Source organism: Clostridioides sp. LIBA-7602 (assembly GCF_056688945.1).
On the sequence record NZ_CP196991.1, the window covers coordinates 1,874,149 to 1,899,940 of the forward strand.

28 protein-coding genes and 1 other annotated feature are annotated in these 25,792 nt (G+C 27.3%); of the genes, 20 read left to right on the forward strand and 8 right to left on the reverse strand.

Translation table 11 applies throughout. The features are described from left to right. The first annotated feature begins 271 nt into the window (after window positions 1-271). The 11 genes from ACTG45_RS08940 to ACTG45_RS08990 all read left to right on the forward strand — a co-directional run bounded on the left by ACTG45_RS08940 (window position 272) and on the right by ACTG45_RS08990 (window position 10,912). Entirely contained in the window at window positions 272-1,639 is a 1,368-nt protein-coding gene (locus ACTG45_RS08940) for a GTP pyrophosphokinase (protein ID WP_021384483.1), read from the forward strand. A 42-nt stretch (window positions 1,640-1,681) separates the two neighbouring features. Next, window positions 1,682-2,272 (forward strand): molybdenum cofactor guanylyltransferase, encoded by a 591-nt coding sequence (locus ACTG45_RS08945; protein WP_021384499.1) that lies wholly within the window; start codon window positions 1,682-1,684, stop codon window positions 2,270-2,272. Between the two features lie 47 nt (window positions 2,273-2,319). Beyond that, window positions 2,320-2,691 (forward strand): CoA-binding protein, encoded by a 372-nt coding sequence (locus ACTG45_RS08950; RefSeq protein ID WP_021384501.1) that lies wholly within the window; start codon window positions 2,320-2,322, stop codon window positions 2,689-2,691. Window positions 2,692-2,832: 141 nt separating this feature from the next. Continuing rightward, a complete protein-coding gene (locus tag ACTG45_RS08955; protein ID WP_021384482.1) occupies window positions 2,833-3,171 on the forward strand; it encodes a heavy metal-binding domain-containing protein in 339 nt (112 codons plus the stop codon). Between the two features lie 469 nt (window positions 3,172-3,640). Continuing rightward, entirely contained in the window at window positions 3,641-4,141 is a 501-nt protein-coding gene (locus ACTG45_RS08960) for a MogA/MoaB family molybdenum cofactor biosynthesis protein (RefSeq protein ID WP_021384481.1), read from the forward strand. A 46-nt stretch (window positions 4,142-4,187) separates the two neighbouring features. Beyond that, window positions 4,188-5,147: a GTP 3',8-cyclase MoaA gene (gene moaA, locus ACTG45_RS08965; protein WP_021384487.1), complete on the forward strand. Its 960-nt coding sequence runs from the start codon at window positions 4,188-4,190 to the stop codon at window positions 5,145-5,147. Window positions 5,148-5,150: 3 nt separating this feature from the next. Further along, on the forward strand, window positions 5,151-5,621 hold the full coding sequence (gene moaC / locus ACTG45_RS08970) for a cyclic pyranopterin monophosphate synthase MoaC (RefSeq protein WP_021384488.1): 471 nt from the start codon (window positions 5,151-5,153) through the stop codon (window positions 5,619-5,621). Between the two features lie 33 nt (window positions 5,622-5,654). Continuing rightward, a complete protein-coding gene (locus tag ACTG45_RS08975) occupies window positions 5,655-6,089 on the forward strand; it encodes an MOSC domain-containing protein (protein ID WP_021384498.1) in 435 nt (144 codons plus the stop codon). 461 nt (window positions 6,090-6,550) lie between these two features. Next, window positions 6,551-6,762, forward strand: a binding site (T-box leader). Window positions 6,763-6,924: 162 nt separating this feature from the next. Continuing rightward, window positions 6,925-8,214 carry a cytosine permease gene (locus ACTG45_RS08980; RefSeq protein ID WP_021384516.1) on the forward strand — a complete coding sequence of 430 codons (1,290 nt, stop codon included), beginning with the start codon at window positions 6,925-6,927 and terminating at the stop codon, window positions 8,212-8,214. Window positions 8,215-8,267: 53 nt separating this feature from the next. Beyond that, window positions 8,268-9,347, forward strand: coding sequence for a DUF917 domain-containing protein (locus tag ACTG45_RS08985; RefSeq protein WP_021384507.1), 1,080 nt, complete (start codon window positions 8,268-8,270; stop codon window positions 9,345-9,347). 20 nt (window positions 9,348-9,367) lie between these two features. Next, window positions 9,368-10,912, forward strand: coding sequence for a hydantoinase/oxoprolinase N-terminal domain-containing protein (locus ACTG45_RS08990; protein WP_021384530.1), 1,545 nt, complete (start codon window positions 9,368-9,370; stop codon window positions 10,910-10,912). Between the two features lie 75 nt (window positions 10,913-10,987). Here ACTG45_RS08990 and ACTG45_RS08995 read toward each other — a convergent pair whose 3' ends face one another. The 4 genes from ACTG45_RS08995 to ACTG45_RS09010 all read right to left on the reverse strand — a co-directional run bounded on the left by ACTG45_RS08995 (window position 10,988) and on the right by ACTG45_RS09010 (window position 13,494). Beyond that, window positions 10,988-11,272 (reverse strand): hypothetical protein, encoded by a 285-nt coding sequence (locus ACTG45_RS08995; protein WP_021384547.1) that lies wholly within the window; start codon window positions 11,270-11,272, stop codon window positions 10,988-10,990. 62 nt (window positions 11,273-11,334) lie between these two features. After that, window positions 11,335-12,099, reverse strand: a complete 765-nt coding sequence (locus ACTG45_RS09000; RefSeq protein ID WP_021384534.1) for a lysophospholipid acyltransferase family protein — start codon at window positions 12,097-12,099, stop codon at window positions 11,335-11,337. A 271-nt stretch (window positions 12,100-12,370) separates the two neighbouring features. After that, on the reverse strand, window positions 12,371-12,643 hold the full coding sequence (locus ACTG45_RS09005; protein WP_021384536.1) for a DUF3795 domain-containing protein: 273 nt from the start codon (window positions 12,641-12,643) through the stop codon (window positions 12,371-12,373). A 41-nt stretch (window positions 12,644-12,684) separates the two neighbouring features. Further along, on the reverse strand, window positions 12,685-13,494 hold the full coding sequence (locus ACTG45_RS09010) for a response regulator transcription factor (RefSeq protein WP_021384526.1): 810 nt from the start codon (window positions 13,492-13,494) through the stop codon (window positions 12,685-12,687). 316 nt (window positions 13,495-13,810) lie between these two features. Between ACTG45_RS09010 and ACTG45_RS09015 the strand changes: the two genes are divergently transcribed. Together ACTG45_RS09015 and ACTG45_RS09020 are read left to right on the forward strand one after the other, a co-directional pair. After that, window positions 13,811-14,092 (forward strand): hypothetical protein, encoded by a 282-nt coding sequence (locus tag ACTG45_RS09015; protein ID WP_021384558.1) that lies wholly within the window; start codon window positions 13,811-13,813, stop codon window positions 14,090-14,092. Between the two features lie 338 nt (window positions 14,093-14,430). Then, window positions 14,431-14,967, forward strand: coding sequence for a CD3072 family TudS-related putative desulfidase (locus ACTG45_RS09020; protein ID WP_021384564.1), 537 nt, complete (start codon window positions 14,431-14,433; stop codon window positions 14,965-14,967). A gap of 161 nt (window positions 14,968-15,128) precedes the next feature. Here the strand turns inward: ACTG45_RS09020 and ACTG45_RS09025 are convergent, their stop codons facing one another. The 3 genes from ACTG45_RS09025 to ACTG45_RS09035 form a co-directional block, all read right to left on the reverse strand. Next, window positions 15,129-15,323, reverse strand: a complete 195-nt coding sequence (locus ACTG45_RS09025; protein ID WP_021384531.1) for a hypothetical protein — start codon at window positions 15,321-15,323, stop codon at window positions 15,129-15,131. Between the two features lie 274 nt (window positions 15,324-15,597). Further along, on the reverse strand, window positions 15,598-17,217 hold the full coding sequence (locus tag ACTG45_RS09030) for a Na/Pi cotransporter family protein (RefSeq protein ID WP_479920187.1): 1,620 nt from the start codon (window positions 17,215-17,217) through the stop codon (window positions 15,598-15,600). Window positions 17,218-17,525: 308 nt separating this feature from the next. Beyond that, window positions 17,526-18,266: a helix-turn-helix transcriptional regulator gene (locus ACTG45_RS09035; RefSeq protein ID WP_479918659.1), complete on the reverse strand. Its 741-nt coding sequence runs from the start codon at window positions 18,264-18,266 to the stop codon at window positions 17,526-17,528. A gap of 148 nt (window positions 18,267-18,414) precedes the next feature. Here ACTG45_RS09035 and ACTG45_RS09040 point away from each other — a divergent pair, with 148 nt between their 5' ends. The 7 genes from ACTG45_RS09040 (at window position 18,415) to ACTG45_RS09070 (ending at window position 24,856) form a co-directional block, all read left to right on the forward strand. Then, complete coding sequence (locus tag ACTG45_RS09040) at window positions 18,415-19,164, forward strand: nucleotide-binding protein (protein WP_021384542.1); 750 nt, start codon at window positions 18,415-18,417, stop codon at window positions 19,162-19,164. 42 nt (window positions 19,165-19,206) lie between these two features. Next, on the forward strand, window positions 19,207-20,097 hold the full coding sequence (locus tag ACTG45_RS09045) for an ABC transporter substrate-binding protein (protein ID WP_479920188.1): 891 nt from the start codon (window positions 19,207-19,209) through the stop codon (window positions 20,095-20,097). A gap of 16 nt (window positions 20,098-20,113) precedes the next feature. Beyond that, entirely contained in the window at window positions 20,114-21,094 is a 981-nt protein-coding gene (locus ACTG45_RS09050) for a FecCD family ABC transporter permease (protein ID WP_479920189.1), read from the forward strand. Next, window positions 21,094-21,888, forward strand: a complete 795-nt coding sequence (locus ACTG45_RS09055; protein ID WP_479920190.1) for an ABC transporter ATP-binding protein — start codon at window positions 21,094-21,096, stop codon at window positions 21,886-21,888. Before ACTG45_RS09050 ends, ACTG45_RS09055 begins: the two co-directional genes overlap by 1 nt. A gap of 96 nt (window positions 21,889-21,984) precedes the next feature. Next, the gene (locus tag ACTG45_RS09060) at window positions 21,985-23,262 is read left to right on the forward strand and encodes a nitrogenase component 1 (protein ID WP_479920191.1); all 1,278 of its coding nucleotides are present in this window, start codon (window positions 21,985-21,987) and stop codon (window positions 23,260-23,262) included. A 1-nt stretch (window position 23,263) separates the two neighbouring features. After that, window positions 23,264-24,469, forward strand: coding sequence for a nitrogenase component 1 (locus ACTG45_RS09065; protein WP_479920192.1), 1,206 nt, complete (start codon window positions 23,264-23,266; stop codon window positions 24,467-24,469). Between the two features lie 195 nt (window positions 24,470-24,664). Then, window positions 24,665-24,856 (forward strand): hypothetical protein, encoded by a 192-nt coding sequence (locus ACTG45_RS09070; RefSeq protein WP_021384545.1) that lies wholly within the window; start codon window positions 24,665-24,667, stop codon window positions 24,854-24,856. A gap of 88 nt (window positions 24,857-24,944) precedes the next feature. Here ACTG45_RS09070 and ACTG45_RS09075 read toward each other — a convergent pair whose 3' ends face one another. Next, on the reverse strand, window positions 24,945-25,757 hold the full coding sequence (locus ACTG45_RS09075) for an Mrp/NBP35 family ATP-binding protein (RefSeq protein WP_021384552.1): 813 nt from the start codon (window positions 25,755-25,757) through the stop codon (window positions 24,945-24,947). Window positions 25,758-25,792 lie beyond the last annotated feature (35 nt).

The following is a 25,792-nucleotide window of genomic DNA, read 5'->3' on the forward strand; positions in this document are numbered from 1 at the left end:
GACAAAATATCCTAACAAATCTATATTTTCTCCTCAAATCTCTTAAATTGTATACATTTAATCTACTTACTCTTGTTTTCTATGTCAAATTAGCTAAATAAAATTAAATTAAAAGTCAAAAAACTAAATAAATTAATTCTAATTTGAAATATATATGAAGGTTTTTGGAGAATACTTACTTATAGTAGTAAAAAATGTTAAAATAAGAGTGTAATCAAATATAAAGAACTGAAATAGCTAACAGTTATTAAATATAGGAGTGTAAAAATTTATGGGATTAAAAGAATTTGATTTTATTGAAGAGTCTATTGATATGTTGAGGACAATGTCTCCAACGTTAGAAACTATATCAGATGAAATAGAAGAGTATTTTGAAAATATCTTGGATGAAAAGAATCAAGAATATATAAATGTAACCTCTAGAATAAAATCAGAATCAAGTTTAAGGGAAAAGATAATTAGAAATAGATATTTAAAAAAATATGGAGAAGCAAGTAACCTTATTCACAATGTCTCTGACTTAATAGGTTTAAGAATTGAGTGCAGATTTATTGAGGATGAAAATAAGATATATAGACTTTTAAGGAGATATTTTAACAAAACAGATGATAAAATAAACTACTATAATAAAGAAAATAAGAATATTAAATTAAAGTTATCTGAGAGACAACCGAATAAACAAAAAAATGGATTCGAAATATATAAAATAGATGGAGTTTTTGCATATTTAGATAGAGAAGTAAAATTTGAGCTTCAAATTAAATCTCTTGTAAATGTGTTTTGGAGTGAAATTGAACATAAAATAATTTATAAAAATAACACATATTTACTTGCTGACAAATTTATAAAGGATATGATGGACTCTATAAAGAATAATCTTACTATGATTGATAATCAGCTTTTAAGTATTTACAAAAACTTTCATTCAGGAAAGTCTTTTAATATGAAAGTAAGTAAAAAGGAAATTGAAAAATTATTTGCAAAATTAGTATACGATGCTTTTTCTGAAAAGATGAACAAAAGTATAGGTTTCGTTGTAGATTTTAAAAAGCCATGCGAGACTATATTAAGTTATTCTTTTAATAAACAAGATATAAGTGATGAAGTTTTAGGTAATTTTATGCTTGATGAGTTTGCGAGATTAAATGAAATTGTAAATAAGGATATAGATTTTAATGAGCAAATAGAGTTTGAAAGAGAACCAACATTTGATGATAAATTTTGTAAAGACCTAGGAAATCACTTTAGAAGTAGATTAAATACGGAATTCCCATGGAATCTATTTTTTAGAATATTGTTTGAAATAGAGCCATGTAACAATACAGAAGACTTTGAAAATTTTGTAGAGTTTATAAAAGAAAATGTACTACTAGAAGAAAATAGAGAACAACTTTTATGTCAATTTGAAGAAAATAGTCAATTTATAATTGAAGATATGTATGAATGTATATTCAATAGCATAAGTGAGATTGATAGTGTTGAAATTTTGTATAATTATAATCTTGAAAAAATAAATTTCACATCAAGTGAAATTATAAATTGTATATGTAGAGAATATGAATGCTATGGTGAATATTTAGAAGAAAAAGAAAAGCTTATGAACGCATTTAGAGAAAAAATTATTCAAATTTTTGAGTAATCAATCAATGTTGAAATGGCGCTAATGCGCCATTTTTCAAATATGTATAAATTTATTAAAAGTATTTTAAAGGAGGCGATTTGTATAGAGAAAACAGGTGTAATTTTGGCAGGGGGAAAAAATTCTAGAATGGGAAGAAATAAAGCTTTTCTAGAATTACATGAAAAGCCTTTTATTGAAATTGCAATAGAAGTATTTAAAAATTTTGATGAAGTAATAATAATATCTAATAATGAAGAATTATATTCTAAATATAATATTAAAGTTTATAGTGATATAATAAAAAATATTGGCCCAATTGGGGGAATATATACTGCTCTTGAATATGCAAAGTATGATATAGTTATAGTTGCTTGTGATATGCCATATCTAAATAATGAAATAGTTGAAAGAATAGCTAATGAAATGGATGATAAAAGTGTGATTTCAGTGACAAATGGAAAGTTACAACCATTGTGTTCTGGGTATAAAAAGAGTATAATAAATAAGGTATCTTTATGTATAGAGGGAAATGATTTAAAGCTCAGAAGCCTTATAGACAAAATAGATAAAAGCTATATATACTTTGATGATGAAGATTTATTTTTAAATGTAAATACTGTTAATGAGTATAAAAAATTAACTGGAGTTTAATTAGCTATAGTTATAAAATAGAGTAGGATTTATATGGAGGAGAGTTTATGAATTTACTTAAATGCGATTCTTGGGCAGTAATATTAAATAATAGCGATGAAGGAAGTAAAGCATATAAAATACTAGATGAACTTAAAAAGAATATGTACAAAGTTGTTGCTATAGATGAAGAAAAAAAACCTATTGAAGGTATAGATGTATATGAGTGTTTAAAAGATGTGCCACACAATATTGATGTTGTGGCTATTATTGACAAACAACCTAAGATGGATGTAATTTTAGAAGAAGTAGAACTTTTAGATATACAAAACATTTGGTTTGAAAAAGGAAGCTTTAGTGAAATGATGATTAAAAAGATTAAAGATTTAAAATTGAATGTAGAATATAATTTAAATTTATATGATGAGTTAACTAAATAATAAAAGATATAACTAGTTAGCCAAACACATTATTTTATAGTATAGATTAACTAATGAAACATTAAGTTACAATATTTGTTAAAAAAGTTATAAGTTACATGATATAATATATTAAATAGGATATAAAGGAGTTGATATATTATGTTAATAGTGACTACAGAAAAAGTTGAAGGCAAAAAAATATCAGAAGTTCTAGGACTAGTTAGAGGAAGTACAATAAGAGCAAAACATGTTGGAAAAGATATAGGAGCAAGCTTTAAAAATCTTGTTGGAGGAGAACTTACAGGATATAATGAAATGCTTACTGAAGCAAGACAAATTGCTATAGGTAGAATGGTTGAAGATGCAGAAGCTAAAGGTGCAAATGCAATAATAGCATTTAGACTATCTTCAGCTTCAGTTATGCAAGGTGCAGCAGAAATGCTTGCTTATGGAACAGCAGTTATTTTAGAAGATGGTAATAATGCATTTGAAAAATAAAATATAAATAGTTAAAAAAGAGGCATCTTTTAAAAATTTTATGGATGCCTTTTTTTATTTGAAAAAACTGATATAAGAAAGAATTTTAATTGTTATGATAATAAAATGGGATGATATTATATAAATAAATAAAATTATATTATATAATATATGGTATAGACTTAAAAACTTTTATTAGTAGAGAAAAATATGGATAATGTTATAATAGTTATAGAAATTGAACGTAATTGTACATTTGCTATATAGATTATATATATACTAGTTTTATATTTTGAATAGTTATAAATCAATATCTTTTATTTTGCGAACGTTGGAATAATAAAAAATGTATGTACTAATAGGTTATATGATAAAAAAAGTAGATATAATTGTTATATTGCTGAGAAAAATGGAAATAAAATAGAGTAAGTTTTATTAACTGAGTTTTTATTTATAAGGATTTAATCAATGTATAAAGGGGTGAAATTATATGTTTAATGTTGCAATTATAACACTTAGTGATAAAGGATACGAAGGAAAAAGAGAAGATATAACAGGGAAAAAATTAACTGAGTTTGTTGAAAATACAGGAGATTATAAAGTCATTGAATATGTATTGATAAAAGATGACAAGGAAATGTTAAAAGAAAATATTATAAAACTTTGTGATAGTAATAAAATAGATTTAATTCTTACTAATGGAGGTACTGGTTTTTCAAAAAGAGACATAACTCCAGAAGCTACTAAAGAGGTATTAGAAAAAGAGATACCAGGTTTGAGCGAATATATGAGAATGAAATCTACAGAAATTACTAAAAAAGCTATACTAAGTAGGGGTGTAAGTGGAATAAGAAATAATTCTATAATAATAAATTTACCTGGGAGTCCTAAAGGTGCAGTTGAAAATCTAAGTTTTATAATTGATGTTCTAGACCATGGTATAGAAATCTTAAGAGGAGAAGCTACAGAATGTGCCACTAAAAATAAATAGTATATAATTTAGATAGATAAAAAATAGACAAAGAGGTAGATAGAGTATGATTGATAAGTATGGGAGAAAAATAGACTACCTTCGTATTTCACTTACAGATAAGTGTAATTTAAGGTGTGTCTATTGTATGCCACCAGATGTAAAATTTGATAAAAATTATATAAATGAAAATCTAAGTTTTGAAGATTATAAATTTATTATAAAGGCTATGTCAGAACAAGGAATAACCAAGGTTAGGTTTACTGGAGGAGAGCCTCTTTTATATCCTAAATTGAATGAGCTTATAAAGTTTACAAAAGAAGAATGTGGAATAAATAATATAGGAATGACAACTAATGCTATTGGGCTTTCTGATAGAATATTTGAGCTTGAAAAATGTGGTTTAAATAAAGTTAATATAAGTTTAGATTCTTTGAAGGAATATAAGTATAAATCTGTAACAAGAGGCGGAAATTTAAAAGATGTCTTAAAATCGATTGAATCTTGTTTAAATTTAGGCATAAAAGTAAAATTAAATTGTGTTGCTATAAGTGGATTTAATGATGATGAACTTAAAGATTTTATGTTTTTAACTGTTAAATCACCAATTGATGTAAGATTTATAGAGCTTATGCCATTAGGTGAAGCTAATAGAGTTTATAAAAAGGGTTATTTTAATGTAAAAGAAATGGTTGAAAAAATATATGGATTATATAAAGTTAAAAATGAAGAGAAAAGTACAGCAGAATATTATATGTTTAAAGGAGCTAAAGGAAGAATAGGAATTATAACTCCATTAAGTTGTTCATTTTGCAACACATGTAATCGCATTAGACTTACTTCTAGTGGTGCAATAAAATTGTGTCTACATTCAAAAGAAGAAATAGATATAAAGCCATTTTTACATAAACCGTTGTTATTTAGAGAATCTATGAAAGATATAATAAAACAGAAACCAGAAAAGCATCATTTAATAGAAAATAAATGTAGTGATACAAATAGACGTATGTATGAAATTGGAGGATAAGTAATGTTAACACACATAAATGAAAAGGGATATGCCAAGATGGTGGATATAAGTGAAAAAAATGATACTAAAAGAATCGCCGTGGCAACAGCTACCATTACTCTTAGTAAGGAAGCTTTAGAAAAAGTAAAAAATGGCCAGATAAAAAAAGGAGATGTGTTGTCTGTGGCTCAAGTTGCAGGTATAATGGGAGCTAAAAATACATCTTCAAATATACCAATGTGTCATCAGATTAAATTAGTTGGATGTGATTTGGAATTTGATATAGATGATTCTATGTCTGCTATTAAGATATATGCAACTTGTAAATCTCTTGGAAAGACTGGAGTAGAAATGGAAGCCTTAAGTGCATGTTCTTTAGCAGCACTTACAATTTATGATATGTGTAAAGCAGTTGATAAAAAAATGGTTATAAGTAATATACATCTTGTGGAGAAGTCTGGTGGAAAATCAGGAGACTTTAAATTTGAGTAATTAATATTATATGGGTGAAAATTTGGAGGAAATATGGCTAAGGTAGTGTCAATAAATATAAGTGAGAAAAAGGGTGTAATTAAGGTTCCTGTACAATGTGCAGAATTAAAAATAAATCATGGGATAGTTGGAGATGCACATGCTGGGAACTGGCATCGTCAGATAAGCTTACTTGGAAAAGAAAGTATAGATAAAATGAAAATGAAAGGTTTTGACCAATTAAAATATGGAGATTTTGCTGAGAATATAACTACAGAAGGGATAGAAGTATTTTCATTACCAGTTGGTACAAAACTTAGAATTGGTAATTGTGAAGTTGAAGTAACCCAAATTGGCAAAAAATGTCATAATGGGTGTGAAATTAAGAAATTAACTGGAGACTGTGTAATGCCACGAGAAGGAATTTTTGTACAGGTTCTAAAAGAAGGAATTATAAATGTGAATGATTCAATAGATGTAATTCAATAAAATTACTATTAAAATATAGTTATATGTATAATAGATATTTAAATTAAAACATTATTAATATGTAAGTATGTATTTTAAAATATAACGACTAATTTTTATAAAAATTAGTCGTTATATTTTATTTCTAAATTAAAATAGTAGTTGTATTAAGCTATGAATGTAAAATCATAGCTTTTTATTTTTTAATTTTTGGGATATATTTTTTATCTATACTCTTAGAATTATAATCTATCTAAAAATTAATTATTTTGTGCTGTATTGCTTATATTGTAAATTTATAGATAATAAAGTATAAATAATATAAATTTTGATGAAATTTTAAAAAATACATTATATAAATATAGTAATAATATAAAAATTTACATATAAAACTAAAAAATACAAGTAATTTACTTTTTGAGTTGACAAAATATTGCATATATATTATGATATAAATCATAAATTAACTATAAATAAATATTATAGATTCGTAGAAGAAGAAAGTAGCATAAAGGAATTTTACAGAGAATTAGATTTGGCTGAGAACTAATATTGGAATTTATGTGAAAAGGACTTTGGAGGATACTGTTATAATTCTGTTATAATAGTGGTTTAATTCGCCTTAAGAAAATGAGTGAGTAAAATTAATTTTTACTAATAAGAGTGGTAACACGGATTTATATTCGTCTCTTGGATTTTTCCAAGAGGCGTTTTTTATTATAAAATTATTTCAGAAAATTTAAAACTATATATTAAATGAAAAATATAAATATATGATAGTTAATAAATTTATAAATTAGAAAATTGTAAAATATACTAGACTCAGTGACTTTACGATTTAAATGGAGGGATGAAAATGGAAGAAGAAAAAATTAACTATGCTCTGGAACAGGTTCCAGAGAATCAAAAACGTGGTTGGGTGGCCATGTTTTCAGTTTTAGTAGCAATAGGTGTGGATTTATCATCTGTTATTTTAGGGGCTGAATTGGCACAGAGTATGCCAATGAAACAAGCAATATTATCAGTAATTGTTGGTTCATTTTTTTCTGCAATTTTGTATACTACATGCTCTTTGGTTGGTTCATCTACAAGCCTATCTACATCTATGATAACAAAGTATGTGTTTGGAGAAGCTGGAGCAAAAATATTTTCTCTAGTTATAGGGGTTTCTTTATTAGGGTGGTTTGGAGTTCAAGTAGGTTTCTTTGCCCAAAATGCACAAATAATAATAGAAGATATATTTAATCTAGATGTTAGTATGCAAATTCTAAGCCTCATAGGCGGTCTCTTGATGATGAGTACAGCTATTTATGGATATAAGGCAATGGAAAAATTAAGTGTGTATTCAGTACCTTTCTTATTAATTCTTATGATGTTAACTATATTTTTGGCTTTTAGAGCAAATGGAATTCCAGTTGATGATAATATGAAATCTACTATGACATTTGCAGGAGGAGTTTCTCTATCAATGAGTATAATAATAGTTGGTGCAATAGTATCTCCTGATATAAGTCGTTGGGCTAAAAGTAGAAGAGATTGTGCACTTTCAAGTTTCTTGGGAATACAATTTGGAAATGCCTTTATGATAGTAGTTTCAATAATACTAGTAAAATGTATGGGAACTTCAGATATTATGAGAATTTTTATTACATTGGGAATTGCTATACCAGGTATAATTGTTCTTACCTTAGCTCAATGGACTACAAACACAAGTAATGTTTATTCAGCATCACTAAGTATAGCACTTGTACTTAAAAAAGCACCTGAGAAAGTATTAACTATAGTTCTTGGTATTGTAGCAACATTATTAGCTGTATTTGGAATATATGAAGGTTTTATAGGATTTTTAAATTTACTTGGAATTGTAATTGCACCTGTTGGTGGTGTATATACAGCAGAATATTACATAGTAAAACAAGAGCTTAAAGGTTTTGATAAGGGTGTACTATATAAACCAATAGTTAAACGTTCAATAGCATCTTGGGTAATTGGGATACTGATAACTTACCTTTCAACATGTGGATTTATAACTCTTACTACTATAGCTCCTTTAGATGGATTTATAGCAGGGTTTGTAGTACAATCTATTATTGGAAAAGTGCTTTGTTCAGCAAAAAATAAGCAAAATACAGATAAAGCAGTATAATGAAATTTGTTTATAAAGTATAAAATAAATTTGAAATATGAGGAGAAAGTAACATGAGATTTTTAACAGAAGAAAGTGTAGATAAAATAGCAGTTGGTGCAGCAGTACTTGGAACTGGAGGTGGAGGTGACCCATATGTAGGTAAATTGGTTGCAAAACAGGCAATTAAAAAATATGGTCCTGTAAAAGTAATAAGTTTAGATGAACTTGATGATGATGCTCTAGTAGTTCCAGTATCTGGTATGGGTTCTCCTGTAATTACAATAGAAAAATTACTTTCTGAGGTGGAATTAACTACACCTTTAGAAATAATGGAGAAGTTAATAAACAGAAAAGTAGATGTTATAATTCCTATAGAAATAGGTGGAATAAACTCACTTATGCCAATAGCAGTTGCTGCAAAAAAAGGACTACCTATTTTGGATGCTGATTCTATGGGGAGAGCTTTTCCTGAAGCTCAAATGGTAACTTTTTATCTTGAAGGGTATGAGGCATCACCTGCTGTAATGTCTGATGAAAAAGGAAATTCTGCTATTCTTTATCCTGTGGATGGAATTTGGTCAGAAAGACTAGCTAGAACTCTAACTGTGGAAATGGGAGGAAGTTCTTCTATTAGTGACTATAATTTAAGTGGAGCTCAAGTTAAAAAAGCTGCTATAGGTAATACACTTACAATAGCTGAAACTATAGGTGGATTTTTGCTTGAAAATAAATCTGATTCAAAAGGTGCTGTTGAGAATATATTAAAAGAATTAAAAGGATATAAATTGTTTGAAGGAAAGGTAATTGATATTAAGAGAGAATTGAAAGGTGGATTTACTAGAGGACACGCCTTTTTTGCCGGAATTAATGAATATGATGGAGAGTATTCTATATTATTTCAAAATGAGAATTTAATTGCAAAAAAAGGTGATACACCACTTTGTATTACGCCAGATTTAATAGCAGTGTTAGATTTAGAAACTGGATTTCCAATAACTACAGAAAGAATAAAATACGGTTCTCGTGTTATGGTAGTAGCTTTTCCTTGTAATGAAAAATGGAGAACAGAAAAAGGAATTGAGACAGTTGGACCTGGATACTTTGGATATGATGTGGAATATAAAACAGTAGAAGAATTACAAGGAAAATAAAATTTTAGGAGGAAATTTTGATGTATCGTGTAGGAATTGACGTTGGAGGAACAAATACAGATGCTTGTATACTGGATGGGGAATTAAAAGTAATTCATTCAGTTAAAGTAGCAACTACAAAAGATGTTGAAACTGGTGTTTATAATGCCTTAAAAAAAGTTATAGATGAAAGTGAAATTGACCATTCTTTAATAAAGTATGCTATGCTTGGTACAACTCATTGTACAAATGCTATTGTAGAAAGAAAAAGATTAAATAATGTAGCAATGATAAGAATAGGAAAGCCAGCAACCACTGCTATTCTCCCTTTTATAGATTGGCCAGAAGATTTAAGAGAAAAAATAGAACTAGATTCAATACTGGTATCTGGTGGATATGAATTTGATGGTAGAAAGATAAATGAACTTTGCAAAGAAGAAGTTGTAGAATTTTGTAATAAAATAAAAGACAGAGTGGAAAGTGTTGCAATAAGTGGAGTATTTGCTCCAGTAAATAAACAACAAGAAGAGGAAGTTGCAAAGTGGGTTAGAGAAATTTTAGGTGATATTCCTATATCTTTATCAAATGAAATAGGTAATATAGGTATACTAGAAAGAGAAAATGGAGCCATTTTAAATTCTGCATTATCTCAAGTAGGTAAAGCAGTATCTTTAGGATTTGAAAAAGCACTTAAAGATTTAGGTATAGATGCACAAATTTATTTTAGTCAAAATGATGGAACATTAATGAATTTAGAGTATACAATGAAATATCCAATTTTTACAATTGGATGTGGAATAACAAATTCTATCAGAGGAGCTTCTTTCTTGTCAGAAGTAAAAAATGCAATAGTACTTGATGTTGGAGGTACTACAAGTGACCTAGGTGTACTATACAATGGATTCCCTAGAGAATCATCAATTCCTGTTACAATTGGAGGAGTACATACAAACTTTAGAATGCCAGATGTTTTAACTATTGGTCTTGCTGGTGGGACATGTGTAAAAGGTGAAAAAGATAATATAAAGATAGGTCCTGAAAGTGTTGGATATAAAATAACTGAAGATGCAATAATATTTGGTGGAGATACTTTAACTTTATCAGATGTTGTGACAAAGTTAGATATGGCATTTGAAGATAGAAAAACTAATGTTGAACATTTAGATAAAGAGTATTGTGATGAGGTATATAAAAAGGTAATTTTAAAACTAGAGGATGCTGTAGACCAAATGAAAACTAGCCAAGGTGATGTTGAGTTAGTTTTAACAGGTGGAGGGAGTATAATTGTTCCTGAAAAATTAAAAGGCATAAGTAATGTTATAAGACCTCCTCATTATACTGCTGCAAATGCTATTGGTGCAGCATTAGGACAAATAAGTGGAGATGTAGAAAAAGTATATAGTTTAGATAAAATGTCTAGAGAAGATGCTATAGAAGATGCAAAACAAGAGGCAGTAAATAAAGCTCTAAAGGCTGGTGCTAAAAAAGATACTATAGAAGTATTAAACATAGAAGATGTTCCACTTGCATACCTTCCTGGAAATGCACTTCTTATAAAAGTAAAAGTTGTTGGTGATTTAATTTAAAGAAGAATTTAATTATTTTTAAAATTATTTTAAATATAAAAAAATCGGTGCTTAATTTGTACCGATTTTTGTTTTTTAGTAAAGAACTCGTTTTTTTGCTTCTGCTATAGCTCTAGCAGCACTTTTTGCTTGTATTCTTTTTTCTTCTTCTTTTTTGAACGCATTTATTGTTTCATTTAAATTTTTATCATGTTCATTTTTTTCTTTATCTTCATTTTCTCTATATACTAATACATAATTTATTATTGATTCATTTATTATCTGGGATATACTCTTATTCTCATTAATTCCTATCCTTTTAACTTCTTTGAGTAATGTTTCATCAATATGAACCGTTGTTTGCTTTGTGTTTTTTGCCATGTTAATCACCTCTTAAAAAGAATTTTAACATTAAAATTTTTTTTAGTCAATAAATTTTAATATTAAAATTCTTTAAAGGTTTTATTTGATTTTCTAAAATTTTCTATTGCATTTATCATGTTATTTTTTATATTTTCACCTAATATAGAAGACTTTAGTCTAGGGTTTTTAATATGGTCATAAATTGGCTCTAAAAATTCGACTTCAACTGGAAGAGAATTAATTTTACCAATAGGTTGATACCCTTCATAAGTATCTTTTGAATTTTTTATTACTAGTGGAACAATAGGGCATTTTGCTTTATATGCTATTTTTAAAGCTCCACTTCTAAAATCCGATACTAGTGAATTTGGTTCTTTAATCCATGTTAAATCTCCTTCTGGAAATATTGCCATACTTTGACCTTTAAGTATATTTTGAGAGGCTTCAGTAATACTTTTTATTCCTTCTCGATTGTTTTTTCTGTTTACATATACACATCTTAGTAATTTTGCCCATTCTTTAAATATAGGTATATTTCTCCAAACTGGTTCGTCTGCAATTACACATCCAATTGGTCTTTCTACACTTGCTGCTAATATGAAGCTATCGAGCATACTAGAATGATTTACAACAAATAGAAGTGGTTCTTTTGGTAGTGTATCTTTTCCAATTATGTTAAGGTCTATATTTACTATATCTAAAGATTTTCTAGCTTGTTTTTGCATAAATTCAAATTTTTCTTTTAAGCTAAATTTATCAGGATTTTTTTTAATTTTAATGAGTCTAGGTATAGAAGATGTAAAGCCTATAAGTTGATATGTAGCAAATTTTAAGTAATTATTCATAAAATTATCTCCTTAAAATAAAATTATTTATTACTGTAAAGATTTTAACATAAAATAAAATTTAAGTCTATTTTAATTCCATTATATAATCTATATTTAAAATAGACAGATATTAAAATTTTATACTTTTAATTTTATAAATTAGATTTTATCAATAAATTACTATTCTATTAAATTAACTTAATAACCTTTAAATTCAATTATAAAAACTGTTGCAGATTACCAACAACAGTTTAAAAAGAGCTACTTTATAATATAGAAATGATATATATTAACTCATAAGGCTAGCAATAGCCCATTCTTTACACTGAGCAATTCTTTTTCCATCATCACCTTGTTCTTTGTCATATGCAAATTGATTAAGCATCTCACATGGAAATGTATCACATTGACCACAATGTGTAAGATTTTTATTTTCACAACATGATTTTACAGGACATTCTTCACCCCAAAAAGGCTTGTCAATGCATGTACATCCTTTGCAATTGACCTTTTCTTTATACTCACATTCATAACACAAAATTCCACATCTTGATTCTATCATTCTGACTCACTCCTTAAATATAAATTTTATATGATTGTACATCAAAATTTATACTTTTCATTGTAAAAATCGGACAAATTTTTTATATAGGTTGTTGGATTAACTCCACAGATAGATTTAAAATCATTTATAAAATGGGATTGGTCGTAATAACCAATCTCTTGTGCTAAAGTTGTAAATGGTATTCTATTATTTTGCACTTCTTGTAATACAATATTTATACGAAGTAGTCTTAGATATGATTTAACACTCATACCAAGAGAATTATTAAAAATTCTGTTTAAATGACGTTCACTATAACAACTTATTTGAGAAATATTTTTAACTGACATAATAGAGTCCTGTTTTCTTGCATTTTCAAGTATTGGGATAGTCATATCTACTATATCTGATTTGAATAAATATGATAAAAATAGCATATCTAATTCTTCTATTAATTCTTTTATAGTACTTGTTTTTTCAAAAATAGAATTAATCTCTGAGCTAAATAATGTATTAAAATCTTCAAGTTTAATTTTTAAATCTGTGGATTCTCTTTGAGAAAGACCTGTCAAATAATACATTCCACCTGGACGAAACTCAACAAATACCCTGAAGAGTACACTTTCTATATCATTTTTTACAACAATAGTTTTTGTTGTAGCTCCCCAAAATTCACTCTCCATACATTTCTTATCAAATTTAAATATCATACATCCACTAGCATCAGGTATTAATGTAAGATTTTCTTTAATATTTATATCTGGAATAGATATTGTATAGTGTGCTATATATGGTCTTAACAATTTATTTGGCAAAATATATGTATACTGTTTGCAAGTATTTAAAATATTGTTGATTATTTCATTCATAAGTATTTCCTCCTAATATATCAAAAACAAATATGCTAATTTATTTTGATATATATAATAAACAAATTCTGATTTAACTAAAATATTTCAATAAGGTACTCTTGTTAAATTCGGATACAATAATTGTAAAATAAAATTTCAAAATATACAATTACTATAAATTATAGATACTCAACAAATATAGATATTAAAGAAGAACAGATATAAATTAGAATCAGAAAATAATAGTGTTACTTTCATAATAAATACATATAAAGATATTTTTAAGAATAAAATTTATTATTAAATAAAAAATAAAGGAGAGTGGTTTAATAGCATGGCATCAAAACAAACACCAAGAAATAATTTAGAAAAGTTTTTGAGAATAAGAGTTTTATCACATACAGGCGATAAAATACATATAAAATTACCTGTGAATTTTGCAAAGAGAATGATTGAGAATAATGCTTTGGATTTATTTAATGGGAAAGATGATGTAGTTGATGGTAAAAAGGTTACTGAAATATTAGTCAAAGCATTTGACTATGACTTAACTGGAGAAGTAGTTCATTTGGAGAGAAAAAATGGAGATATTATTAAGGTTTCAATTATACAATAGAACTAATTTATATGAATTTTATTTTGAAAAAATATAACTAATTGAGAATCAGTAAGAAAGTTTAGCTTATTGTTAGCATATAATACACATTTATAATTTATAGATGTGTATTTTTTATATGTAAAGTTTAAATGTTTAGATTATGAAAATATTACAATTTTGGAAATAGATGTAAATATATGTTGTATAGTATAATATAAATAGTATATTACTTTGTAAAGTCATCAAATAAATCCAAGTTAAAAAACAAGTTAAGGAATACAGTGTTATTAGGTAGAATATTGAGAGTATTTTTTATAGCCAAAGGGTCAGAACGAGAAAAAGTGGAGGAGGAAAACATGTTTACAGATGGAAGAAGCAAGAAAGTAGTTTTTATAGCGCATTGCTTATTAAATCAAAATGCCATTTCAGATGGGACTGCTATATATCCTGCAACATTTAAGGATGTAATTGAATTATTTATTAATGCAGAAGTAGGTATTGTTCAATTACCATGTCCAGAACTTTGTTGTTTGGGAATTGATAGGGGAAATAAAAATGGTGCTAATGAAGATGTAGTAAAAGAAAATACGAGGATTAGGAAAGAAATGCAAAAAGATGATAAATATAAAAAGTTACAATTATTAGTTGATTATGTGATGCAACAAATCTTAGAATATAACAAATATGGTTTTAAAATAGTAGGTATTATAGGTGCTAATCGTTCTCCAAATTGTGGAGTTGATACTACTTCAGACAATGATGAAGAAATCAATGGGAAGGGTTTGTTTATATCAGAACTTTATGAAAAACTTGTAAAAGAGAATTTATCAATTCCAATGATAGGGTTAAAGGGTACAGATGACTGTATGATGAAGATAACAGCATTACTTTAAAAAAATGATTTTTTACATTGATATGATACTTATTTTTGGCATAAGACTTATATTAGTATAGTAAAGAAAGAATAACAAAAAAACGGGACGTGGTAGCCAATTACTGGCAAAGACGCCCTGTTTTTTCATATAGCCTAGAAATATGTACTTTTTTTAATTTATTATATTCTTTTAAATTGAATTTTTTCATCTGAACATAAAGTTTCAAACCTGTATGTATCTGTCATCTCATAAAAACCAAAAAATATAAAACCATCACGAGAAGTAAATTCATATTGTATATCTTCACTTTTCAATATCTTTTCTACCTCGTCTATTTTTTCGCTATATATAATTTCTACCATATAATTTATCATTGTAGAACCCCTCCTATTAAATATGAAAATATCCAAATATATAATAACACATTTAGATAATGTAATAATATTAAAAAATAAAATAAACTTATTAAATTAGGATATTAAATTTTTAGCAAAATACTTATAAATAATCTAGATAATAATTGTTTTATAACAAAAGGATAATATAAGAATTTTAATCTTGTATAAAAAATAAGAAGCTATAAATAATATAAGTATCATTTATAGCTTCTTATTTTTTATTGATCATGATTACATATAAAAGTAATCACTATATTTTTTGTTTAAGTTTTAATACTTGTTTTACGATATTTGTTGAGTGGTCAGAAATTCTTTCTAAATTAGTAAGTAAATCAAGATAAAGCACACCAGCATCAATTGTACAATTTCCATTATTTAATCTAATCATGTGTGAATTTCTAAAAGTTTTTTCTAAGTAATTTACTTCATTTTCGACTTCTAAAACTTTATTTGCTAACTCAAAATCTTTAACATCTAAAACTATTAAAGCATCTTTAAAGTTAGTCATAGTCTTATTGTATATTTCATAGATTTCTTTTATTGCACTATCAGAGAAATTAACATTCATTTCTTTAACACTCATAGCTAATTCAGCTATATTTTCTGCGTGGTCAGATACTCTTTCAATGTCATTTACAGTGTTAAAAAGTAAATCTGTTCTAAAACGTTCATCGTCTCTAAGAGGTTCTTTAGAAAGTTTTAGTAGATAATTCAGTATATCTTTCTGTAATTTATTGACAACTTTTTCTGATTCAAAAGTTTTATTAATATCATCACTACTCTTATTTAAGAATCCTGCAATTGCATGTTCTAAAGAATTTGTAGCTTTATGTCCCATTCTTACAACTTCTTGTACAGTATTACCAAGTGCTATAGATGGAGTACTAAACATTCTTTCATCTAAGTACTTAGTATTATTTACTACTTCTGATTCAGTTTCTCTAATAGGTATAAGTTTACTTGCTAATTTAACTATGTATTTAGAAAATGGTAATAATATTATAACATTTGTAAGGTTAAATAAAGTATGTGCATTTGCTATTTGTCTAGCCGTATCAGTTGGGTCAAAATGAATAACTATAGCTGATATAGGTTTATTTAAAACAAGCATAAATATGATTGTACCAATTACATTAAAACTTAGATGCATTACAGCTGCACGTCTAGCATTTCTGCTTGCACCAACACTTGATAAAAGTGAAGTAACACAAGTACCGATATTATCTCCATAAAGGATAGGTAAAGCAGCTGATAGAGGTAGTATACCTTGAGAAGCTAAGGCTATTAACATACCCATAGATGCACTTGAACTTTGTATAATACCAGTTATAGCAAATCCTGCTAATATACCCAATACAGGGTTTTTACTAAAATATAAAAGTACATCAGTAAATGCTTTGTACTCAGCAAGTGGAGCCACTGCATCTTTCATAAATTCCATTCCTGTAAACAATATACCAAAGCCAATAAGTATTTCAGATAAATGTTTTGTTTTTTGATTTGATGTAAATAAATAGAATACAATACCTACACCAAGAGCAATTGGTGCTATTCCTTCAAGATTAAATGAAACTAATTGGGCAGTAACTGTCGTACCGATATTTGCTCCCATTATTACACCAATAGCTTGACTTAGATTCATTATTCCTGCATTTACAAATCCTACAACCATAACAGTAGTAGCACTTGAACTTTGTATAATACCTGTAACAACTGTACCTACCAGTACACCCATAACAACATTACTTGTTAAGAGTTCAATAATTTTCTTTAATTTGTCTCCTGCCGATTTTTGTAGACCTTCTCCCATTAAACTCATTCCATAAAGAAAAAGTCCAAGCCCACCGATAAGACTAATTGCTATATTCACGATATTTCCTCCCTTAAGAAATTAATAAATTTTTTATCTGAATTATAAACTTTATTAACTAAAATTTATTGTTTCCTTAATATAGAATAACAAATTTTGTCAATAAAAATATTAATGTTTTGTTAAGTATACGTTAAGAGAATGTTAAATATTTAAGTTGTTGTTAATTTAAGAAAATTTGCTATATATAGCAATTTAAAGACTTGGACTAATATTTAGGTCATTTTATGTATAGTTGATTTAACAAAGAATTAACTCTATTTGTAAAAAGCATGTAAAAAATATCATCCTTTTTAGAATGATATTTTTTAATTATAAATATTCTTATATTCAATTGGTGTAAGATTATTAAACTTTTTAAAAACCATGCTATAGTAGTTTTGACTATTGAATCCAACGAGTACAGCAACATCCAAAATAGATAAATCTTTTTTTAGTAGGTATTTTTTACTTTTTTCAACTCTAACTTTATTGAGGAAATTAGTAAAAGTATATCCGCTTTCTTTTTTAAATAGAGAGCAAAAATAACTTTTATTAAGTTGTAGGTCATTACATATATCGGTTACTGTTATATCTTCTGAGTAGTTTTTATGAATATAATCTATAGTTTTCTTTACATAAAAGCTAAGAGCTGGTTTATGTTTCATTTTATCATGACATATTTCTGATAAAAGATTGGATATATAATCTAAACATGATAAAGGTTTAAATGGAATGTCTACAAACTCTATATCATCATTGATACAAGACTTAAAAGGACCTACAATAAAATAACCACTAGAGACATCAAACTTATGTATGGGCATAACTAAAATATGTATGTCATCACAAAAACTTAGCATTATATAGGAAAGATTTTTATTAGATATAAAATCTGTACTATTTATGTTCTTAAATATATTTAAACTTGAAAAATATATTTCTAAAGTAGAGTTATATCCAATACTGCAAATGTCTTTTAAATCCTTACTAACTGCTTTTGTTGGAATATTACAGCAGTCAAAAAAATCGTTAATGATAAGTTCCATATCATCTTTAAAATCTTTCAAAAAATCACCTCTTTTAAATTTATACAAATATTTTTATAAAAAAACAAATATAGTTAAGAATTAAAAACATATATCAATTAAAATAGTTATTGCGAATGATAATTAATTTCGTTAAATAATATTATGATGTAAGAGAGGTAGAAAGTCAATGAAAAAAATAGCTATTTATGGGAAAGGAGGAATTGGAAAATCAACAACAACTTCCAATTTATCAGCATCACTTTCTCATTTAGGATATAAGGTAATGCAAATAGGATGTGACCCAAAATCTGATTCAACAAAAAATTTGATGAAAGGAAAATTTATACCAACAGTACTTGATGTAATGAAAGAAAAAAAGGAAGAGCTAAAGCTTGAAGACATAGTGTTTGAAGGATATGGAGGAGTATTATGCATTGAGGCTGGAGGGCCGACTCCAGGTGTAGGATGTGCAGGAAGAGGTATAATAGCAGCTTTTGAAAAATTAGAAGAATTAAAAGCATTTGAAATATATAATCCGGATGTAGTAATTTATGATGTTCTAGGAGATGTTGTTTGTGGAGGTTTCTCAATGCCAATAAGAAATGGATTTGCAAAGGAAGTGTACATAGTAACTTCTGGAGAAATGATGTCAATGTACGCTGCAAGTAATATATCTTTAGCTGTAGAACAATTTAAAAACAGAGGATATGCCTCTTTAAAAGGTCTTATATTAAATGCCAAGAACGTTGAAAATGAAAGGAAATTAGTTGAAAAATTGGCAGATGAAATAAAAAGTGAAGTTTTTCATTACATACCAAGAAATAAAATTGTACAGCAGTCTGAAAATAATGGACGAACTGTTATAGAAGAAGATAAATACAATGAAATGTCAGAAGTATATATAAATCTTGCAAATAAAATTATGCAAAATAATTAAAAAATATATGTTTAAAATAAAGTTTATTGTGGAGGGAATTTTATGAAATTAAAAAAGTTATGCTCAGTATTTTTACTTAGCTCATTAATATTAACAGGGTGCTCAAAACCATCAGATAGTGAATCTAAGGAGACAAATAATAATGTAAATGTAGCTTCAGCTACAGTGGCAGCGACACAAGTCCTAGATAAATTGGATGCTACATTGGTAGGAATACCAACAACCAAATCTGATTTACCTGAAAAATATAAAAATTTGCCAGAAGTAGGACAGGCTATGAATCCAGATTTAGAAATTGTAGCATCTCTAAAACCAGATGTATTTGTAGTTGATAGTATGTTTAAAGAAAATGTTGAAAAAAGCATGAAGGAATATAACTTAGATACCTTTTATTTTGAGACTGGTACATATACAAAATTTCTTAAAAGTATAGAAAGTTTAGGAGAAAAAATAAATAAACAGAGTGAAGCAAAAAAACTTATTGATGAATTAGAAGGAGTAGAACAATCTGTAGTAGAAAAATCAAAAAAACAAGCAAAAAAACCAAAGGTAGCAATATTATTTGGTGGTGGAAATAATTTTATGTTAGCTACAAAAAGCTCATATCTTGGAGATTTAATAAAAACAGTAGGTGCTGAAAATATAGCTGATAATTTAACAGATAATGTAGAGTCAGGTTATATACAGTTTAGTTTAGAACAAATTTTAAAAGAAAATCCAGATTATATACTTAGATTTGCACATGGAAATATTGAAGAGACTAAGAAAGCATTTGATGACTCTTTTGAAAAAAATCCTGCATGGGCAACATTAGACGCAGTAAAAAATGGGAAAGTTGTAGATTTAGATTCAAGTATATTTAATGTATCTGCAAATATATATGTTAAAGATTCAATAAATAAATTAGGAGATATCTTGTATGGAGATAAATAAATTTTAGGTGAATAATATGGATAATAAAAAAATTTTATTAATAATTACAGGCATGATAACTGTAATTGTTTTGCTAATTCTTTTTTCTACTATAGGCAGTGTAAACTTAAGTCTTAAAGAGATATTTGATGCACTGATAAATGAAAATAATCCAATGGTTACTACAATTGTATATAAGATGAGATTACCTAGAAATATATTAGCAGCATTAGTTGGAGCGAATTTAGCTGTTTCTGGTCTGTTGTTACAAGCTGTTATGAAAAACCCATTAGCAGACCCTGGAATAACAGGTATATCAACAGGAGCAAGTGTAGCTGCTATTATAATACTGCTTCTATTTCCACAATACACAAGTATGTTACCAATAGTTGCTTTTATAGGAGGTCTTATATCTTGTGCAGTGGTATATTTAATGGCATATAAAAATGGTCTTAGACCAGAGAGAATTATACTAGCTGGTGTAGCAGTAAACACTATATTAGGTGGTGTAATATCATATTTATCAACTATGTATAGCGAAAGAATCCAAAGTGCAATGTTATGGTTAAATGGGAGTTTGGCAACAAAAACATGGTTAGATGTAAATATGTTGATATGGCATTCTATTGCAGGTCTTATAGGGGCGGTTTTCCTTATCAGAAGTGCAAATGTACTACAATTAGGAGATGATGCAGCTACAAATCTAGGTTTTAATGTAAATAGAAGTAGATTTGTAATATCATTAGTAGCAATATTTCTAGCTGGAGTTTCCACTTCTATAGTAGGTGTTATTAGTTTTGTAGGTCTAATAGTGCCACATATAACACGTATGTTACTTGGTAGTGACCATAAATATACAATCCCATTTAGTATAATCTTAGGAAGTATAGTTTTATTAATTGCAGACACATTAGCAAGAACAATAGGAGGCTCAATAGAGATTCCAGTGGGTGTTATTATGTCCATAATAGGAGGTCCATTCTTCTTATACTTATTAAGAAAGAGAGGCAGTTATTAATGTTTAATATAAAAGATATTACAATAGGATATGAAGATAAAATTGTCATAGACAACCTGAGTGTAAGCATAAAAAAAAGCGAAGTAGTCTCTATATTAGGACCAAATGGTTCAGGAAAGTCTACACTTCTTAAATCATTGTCTAGAATATTGAAAATCAAACAAGGTGACATATATATTGGTAAAAAAAATATGAAAGTCATGAGTAATAAAGAAATTTCAAGACAAGTTGCATTATTAGCTCAACATAATGTCTCTTTAAAAGATATAAAGGTAAAAGACTTAATATACTATGGGAGAATACCACATAAAGGTTTTTTTGAAGGTAAAAATAAGAACGATGATGAGATAGTGACTTGGGCGATGAGAAATACAGGTCTTGAAACATATAAAGATAAATTGGTGAGTAATCTATCTGGAGGTGAAAGGCAAAGGGTATGGTTAGCGATGGCTCTTTGTCAAAAGCCAGATATACTTTTATTAGATGAACCAACAACATATTTAGATATATCTCATCAATTAGAACTTATGGAACTTGTAAAAGATATAAATAAAAAATTTAAAATGACTATAATTATGGTTTTACATGATATAAATCAAGCAAGTAAATATAGTGATAGACTTATTATTATGAATAAAGGTTCTATAGTAGCAGATGGTCATCCTAACAAGGTAATAAGTGAAAAAATAATAAAAGATGTCTATAAAGTGAAATGTGATATAGATGTAGACCCAATTAGTAAAAAGCCTAGGATTCATCCAATAATGCTATGTAGAAGAACTAGCAGTATATGAAAGTTTAATAATTGATAATTAAAGAAAAAAAGTTACTGTCCATGTAGTTTTATAATCTTAAAATTACATGGGTAGTAAGATTAGAAAGGAAAAAATATGTATACTTTAGATGTATTAAATAGATTAAAAGATATAGATTGTGATAAAGATATAAAGTCTTTATCATATGCTGTATTCCCAGGAACACATTGTCCATTGTTTGGAGTTGTATTGACTGCATCATATATAAAGAATATGGCCCTTGTAATAGTAGGAACTAATGAATGTACTTACTATAGTAAAAATTTTGCATATCATAGACAATTTGGCAGAGATAGTGTTTATTCAGTAGTATTAAAAGATAAAGATATAGTTTTTGGAGCAGAAAAAAAAGTAGTAGAGGCTGTAAAGTATATTTCAGAAACTGAAAAATTTGATGCAATAATGATAGTAACTACATGTGTACCAGAATTAATAGGCGAAGATTATAATGTTTTGTCTAGTGAATTAGAAGATATGATTGGAATACCTGTCTTAACGGTTAATACAGAGCATTATACTTGTAATTCCCATATACTTGGTATGACTAGAGCTTTAAAAAGTTTATCATCAGTTATGGAGCGTTATAAAAATAAAGAAGGAGTTAATATTTTAGGTCATAGACAAGAGAATGTAGAAGATACAGAACTTGTAAAATTGCTTGTAAAAGAAAATGTAAAAATAAATTGTGTAATCCCATCTAAGTGTACTATAAAAGACATTAAAAGTGCATCTAGTGCTAAATTAAACATAGTGACAGACATGATAGCTTTGGATTTAGCAGAAGATATGAAAAATAAGTTTGGGATAGAATACATATATTTTGATAAAAACATGAAAGAATCAATTATAATAGAAAACTATAATAAACTTTGTAAAGTTTTAGATATAGATGTACAAGATGAGTTATCAAAGCAAAGACAGACATACAATTCATTATTGAGTGAATGTAGGTTTTTATTAGAGGGTAAAAAATTAATTTATGGAAATACACCAATGATGGCATTTGAAACAGTTGATTTTTTAACTGAGTTAGGATTGGTTCCAGAATTTATTCAAGTGAGAGAGCTTTATGAACAAGATAGTTTATTTAAAGATAACATAATAAAAAAAGGATATAATCCATATGTAAGTAGAATTGCAAATATAGCGCCACTTAGAAATTTATATGAAACTATAAATGCAGATATTTATATAGGGCATGAAAACCCGATGTTATTAAAAGAGAAAGGGCTTATACAAATAACATTAGATGAACATGCACAAAAAATAGGTTTTGAGCTTCCTATAGGAATAATGGAAACTTTAATAAAACTATTCGATGTAAAAAAATCGGCAAGAAAGGAAGTGATTTAATATGGAAATATATAAATATTTTCCAAATCCTTCTGATAGAATGGGAATAATATTTACAGTATCATCAATAAATGAAGCTTGTGTCATAGAATTTGGACCATCAGGCACAACTCATTATGCTGTAGAAGCAATTGGAAGTCTCAATGGCGAAGATAAGGCTAAAATCTATTCAACTCATATGAGTGAAAGTGATGTTACTTTTGGAAACTATGATAGATTAGAGAAAGCTATAATTGAAATAGATAATAATATCAGACCCAAGTATATTTTTGTAATGGCTTCATCGGTATCTTCAATTATAGGTACAGATATAATCGGGATATGTAACATTTTAAATGAGTCTGTAAGTTGTAAATTAATTCCAATTACAACAGGTGGTTTAAGAGATGATTATAACCAAGGCGTAGAAGAGCTTCTATATATATTAGCAAAAGAAGTTGTTAAAGATAGTAATGAAAAATTTGATAGTTTTAATATAATTGGATGTACTATAGACCAATTTAATTTTTTATCAGATTGTGAAGAAATTAAAAGGATGATGAAGACGTTTTTTAAAAAAGAAGTAAATGCAACTTTTACATCATATACATCAATAGATGAGATAGAAAATGCGTCCAAATCAAGCTTAAATATAGTTCTTAGAAAAGAAGGTATAAAAGCAGCTGATTTTATGAAAGATAAGTACAATATACCATATGTATATAAGAAACCTTATGGAATAAAAAATACTGAAGAGTTTATAAATGAAATACAAAAAGTAACTAAATGGGATTTAGATAAAAATGCTTATGAAGATGAAGTTTCTAGTATAAAGAAATATTTATTTAATATAAAAAGAAAGTTTTATTTTTATGAAGAAAGTAAAAAATGTGCTGTATTTGGAGATTATGATACTGCTTTGGGTTTCAGAGACTTGTTAGAGGAATTAGGTCTTGAAGTTGATAGAGTTAACATCTTACATAATGCAGATTGTAATGATAAATCTGTCTATATTGGAAACGATGAACTGGATAGAAGTAAATATTTAAAGGAGAGTGACTTATTAGTATTACTTGCAGATGGTGCTAGTATAGATATGAAACACAATTCAAAACTGGATATACAAATAAGTAATCCAAATCTAAAAAGTGTAAATATATATCCATATACTCCATTTGTAGGTCTAAGGGGAATTCTTTATATAATCGAAAAAATACTAAATATATAGCTCTAAATACATAGAAAATATGCAAAATTGTTTATTGTGGATATAGTTATTAAAAATGAATACATGTTTTATTAAAATAACTTATGAGTTGTGTTAGAAACCCCAAGATATTGGATATAATATAATAAATAGGTAAATTTTGTAATTAAAAGTATATAGAATTTATCTTAATTATAGGGGAAGTGGGGATATGTTATGGAAAGATTAAAGGAACTCATAGAGAGAAAATTTTTAAAGGATGTAGAACTTTTAGAATTAGAAGACATAGAAAATGTAATAGAATGTAAAATGACACAACCATATAACGCTCATTATAATGAATACTTAGTGAAAGTAAAAAATGGAGATATAGTAGAAGAGTATTTTGTGTACTTAAAACATAGATAAATATAAAAGAGGTATATCTTTATTTGTACTGTTTAAAAATAAAGACAAGCCTCTTTTATCGTAAATATAAAAACTATAAAGTTTTTATTTATTTAATTTTTTCAACAACATTAGTTAATATTGAGTCTAAATCATTGCTAATTTCTGTAACTCCATTATGAGTGATATCTATAATTTCTTTAGTCATAGGAAGTTCTCCTAAAAGTTCTAAATCCAAATCATTTAAAAATGTTTCAGTAGATTCTCCATCAAATAATTTTATTTTTTTAGAACAATCAGGGCACTGGATATAACTCATGTTTTCAATAACTCCAAGAACATTTATGTTCATTTTTTTAGCCATATTAACAGCTTTTGATACAATCATAGACACTAAGTCTTGAGGTACTGAAACCATAACTATTCCACTTATAGGTATAGATTGCATAACTGTTAATGCAACATCTCCAGTACCAGGAGGCATATCTATTAATAAATAGTCTAACTCCTCCCAAAGAACATCAGTATAAAATTGTTTTACAACACCTCCAAGTAAAGGTCCTCTCCATACAACAGGTTCATTTTCATCATCTATCATAAGGTTTATAGACATTACTTTTATGTTATTTGAGTTTTCTACAGGATAAATATAAGAGCCATCAGAATAAGCTTTTACATTTTTTACACCCATAAGTCTAGGAATACTTGGTCCAGTTATATCTGAATCTAATATACCAACCTTATATCCCATTTTGTTTAGTTTATTAGCAAGTAAAGCAGTTACAGTTGATTTTCCAACCCCACCTTTCCCACTCATAACACCAATTATTTTTCCAAATTTATTGTTAGGGTTATTTTCAATAGAACAATTTGATTGACTATTACAATTTCCCTTTGATGGACATGAATTACAATCTGCCATATCTATTACCTCCAAGCTTTAATATTTATTAGATT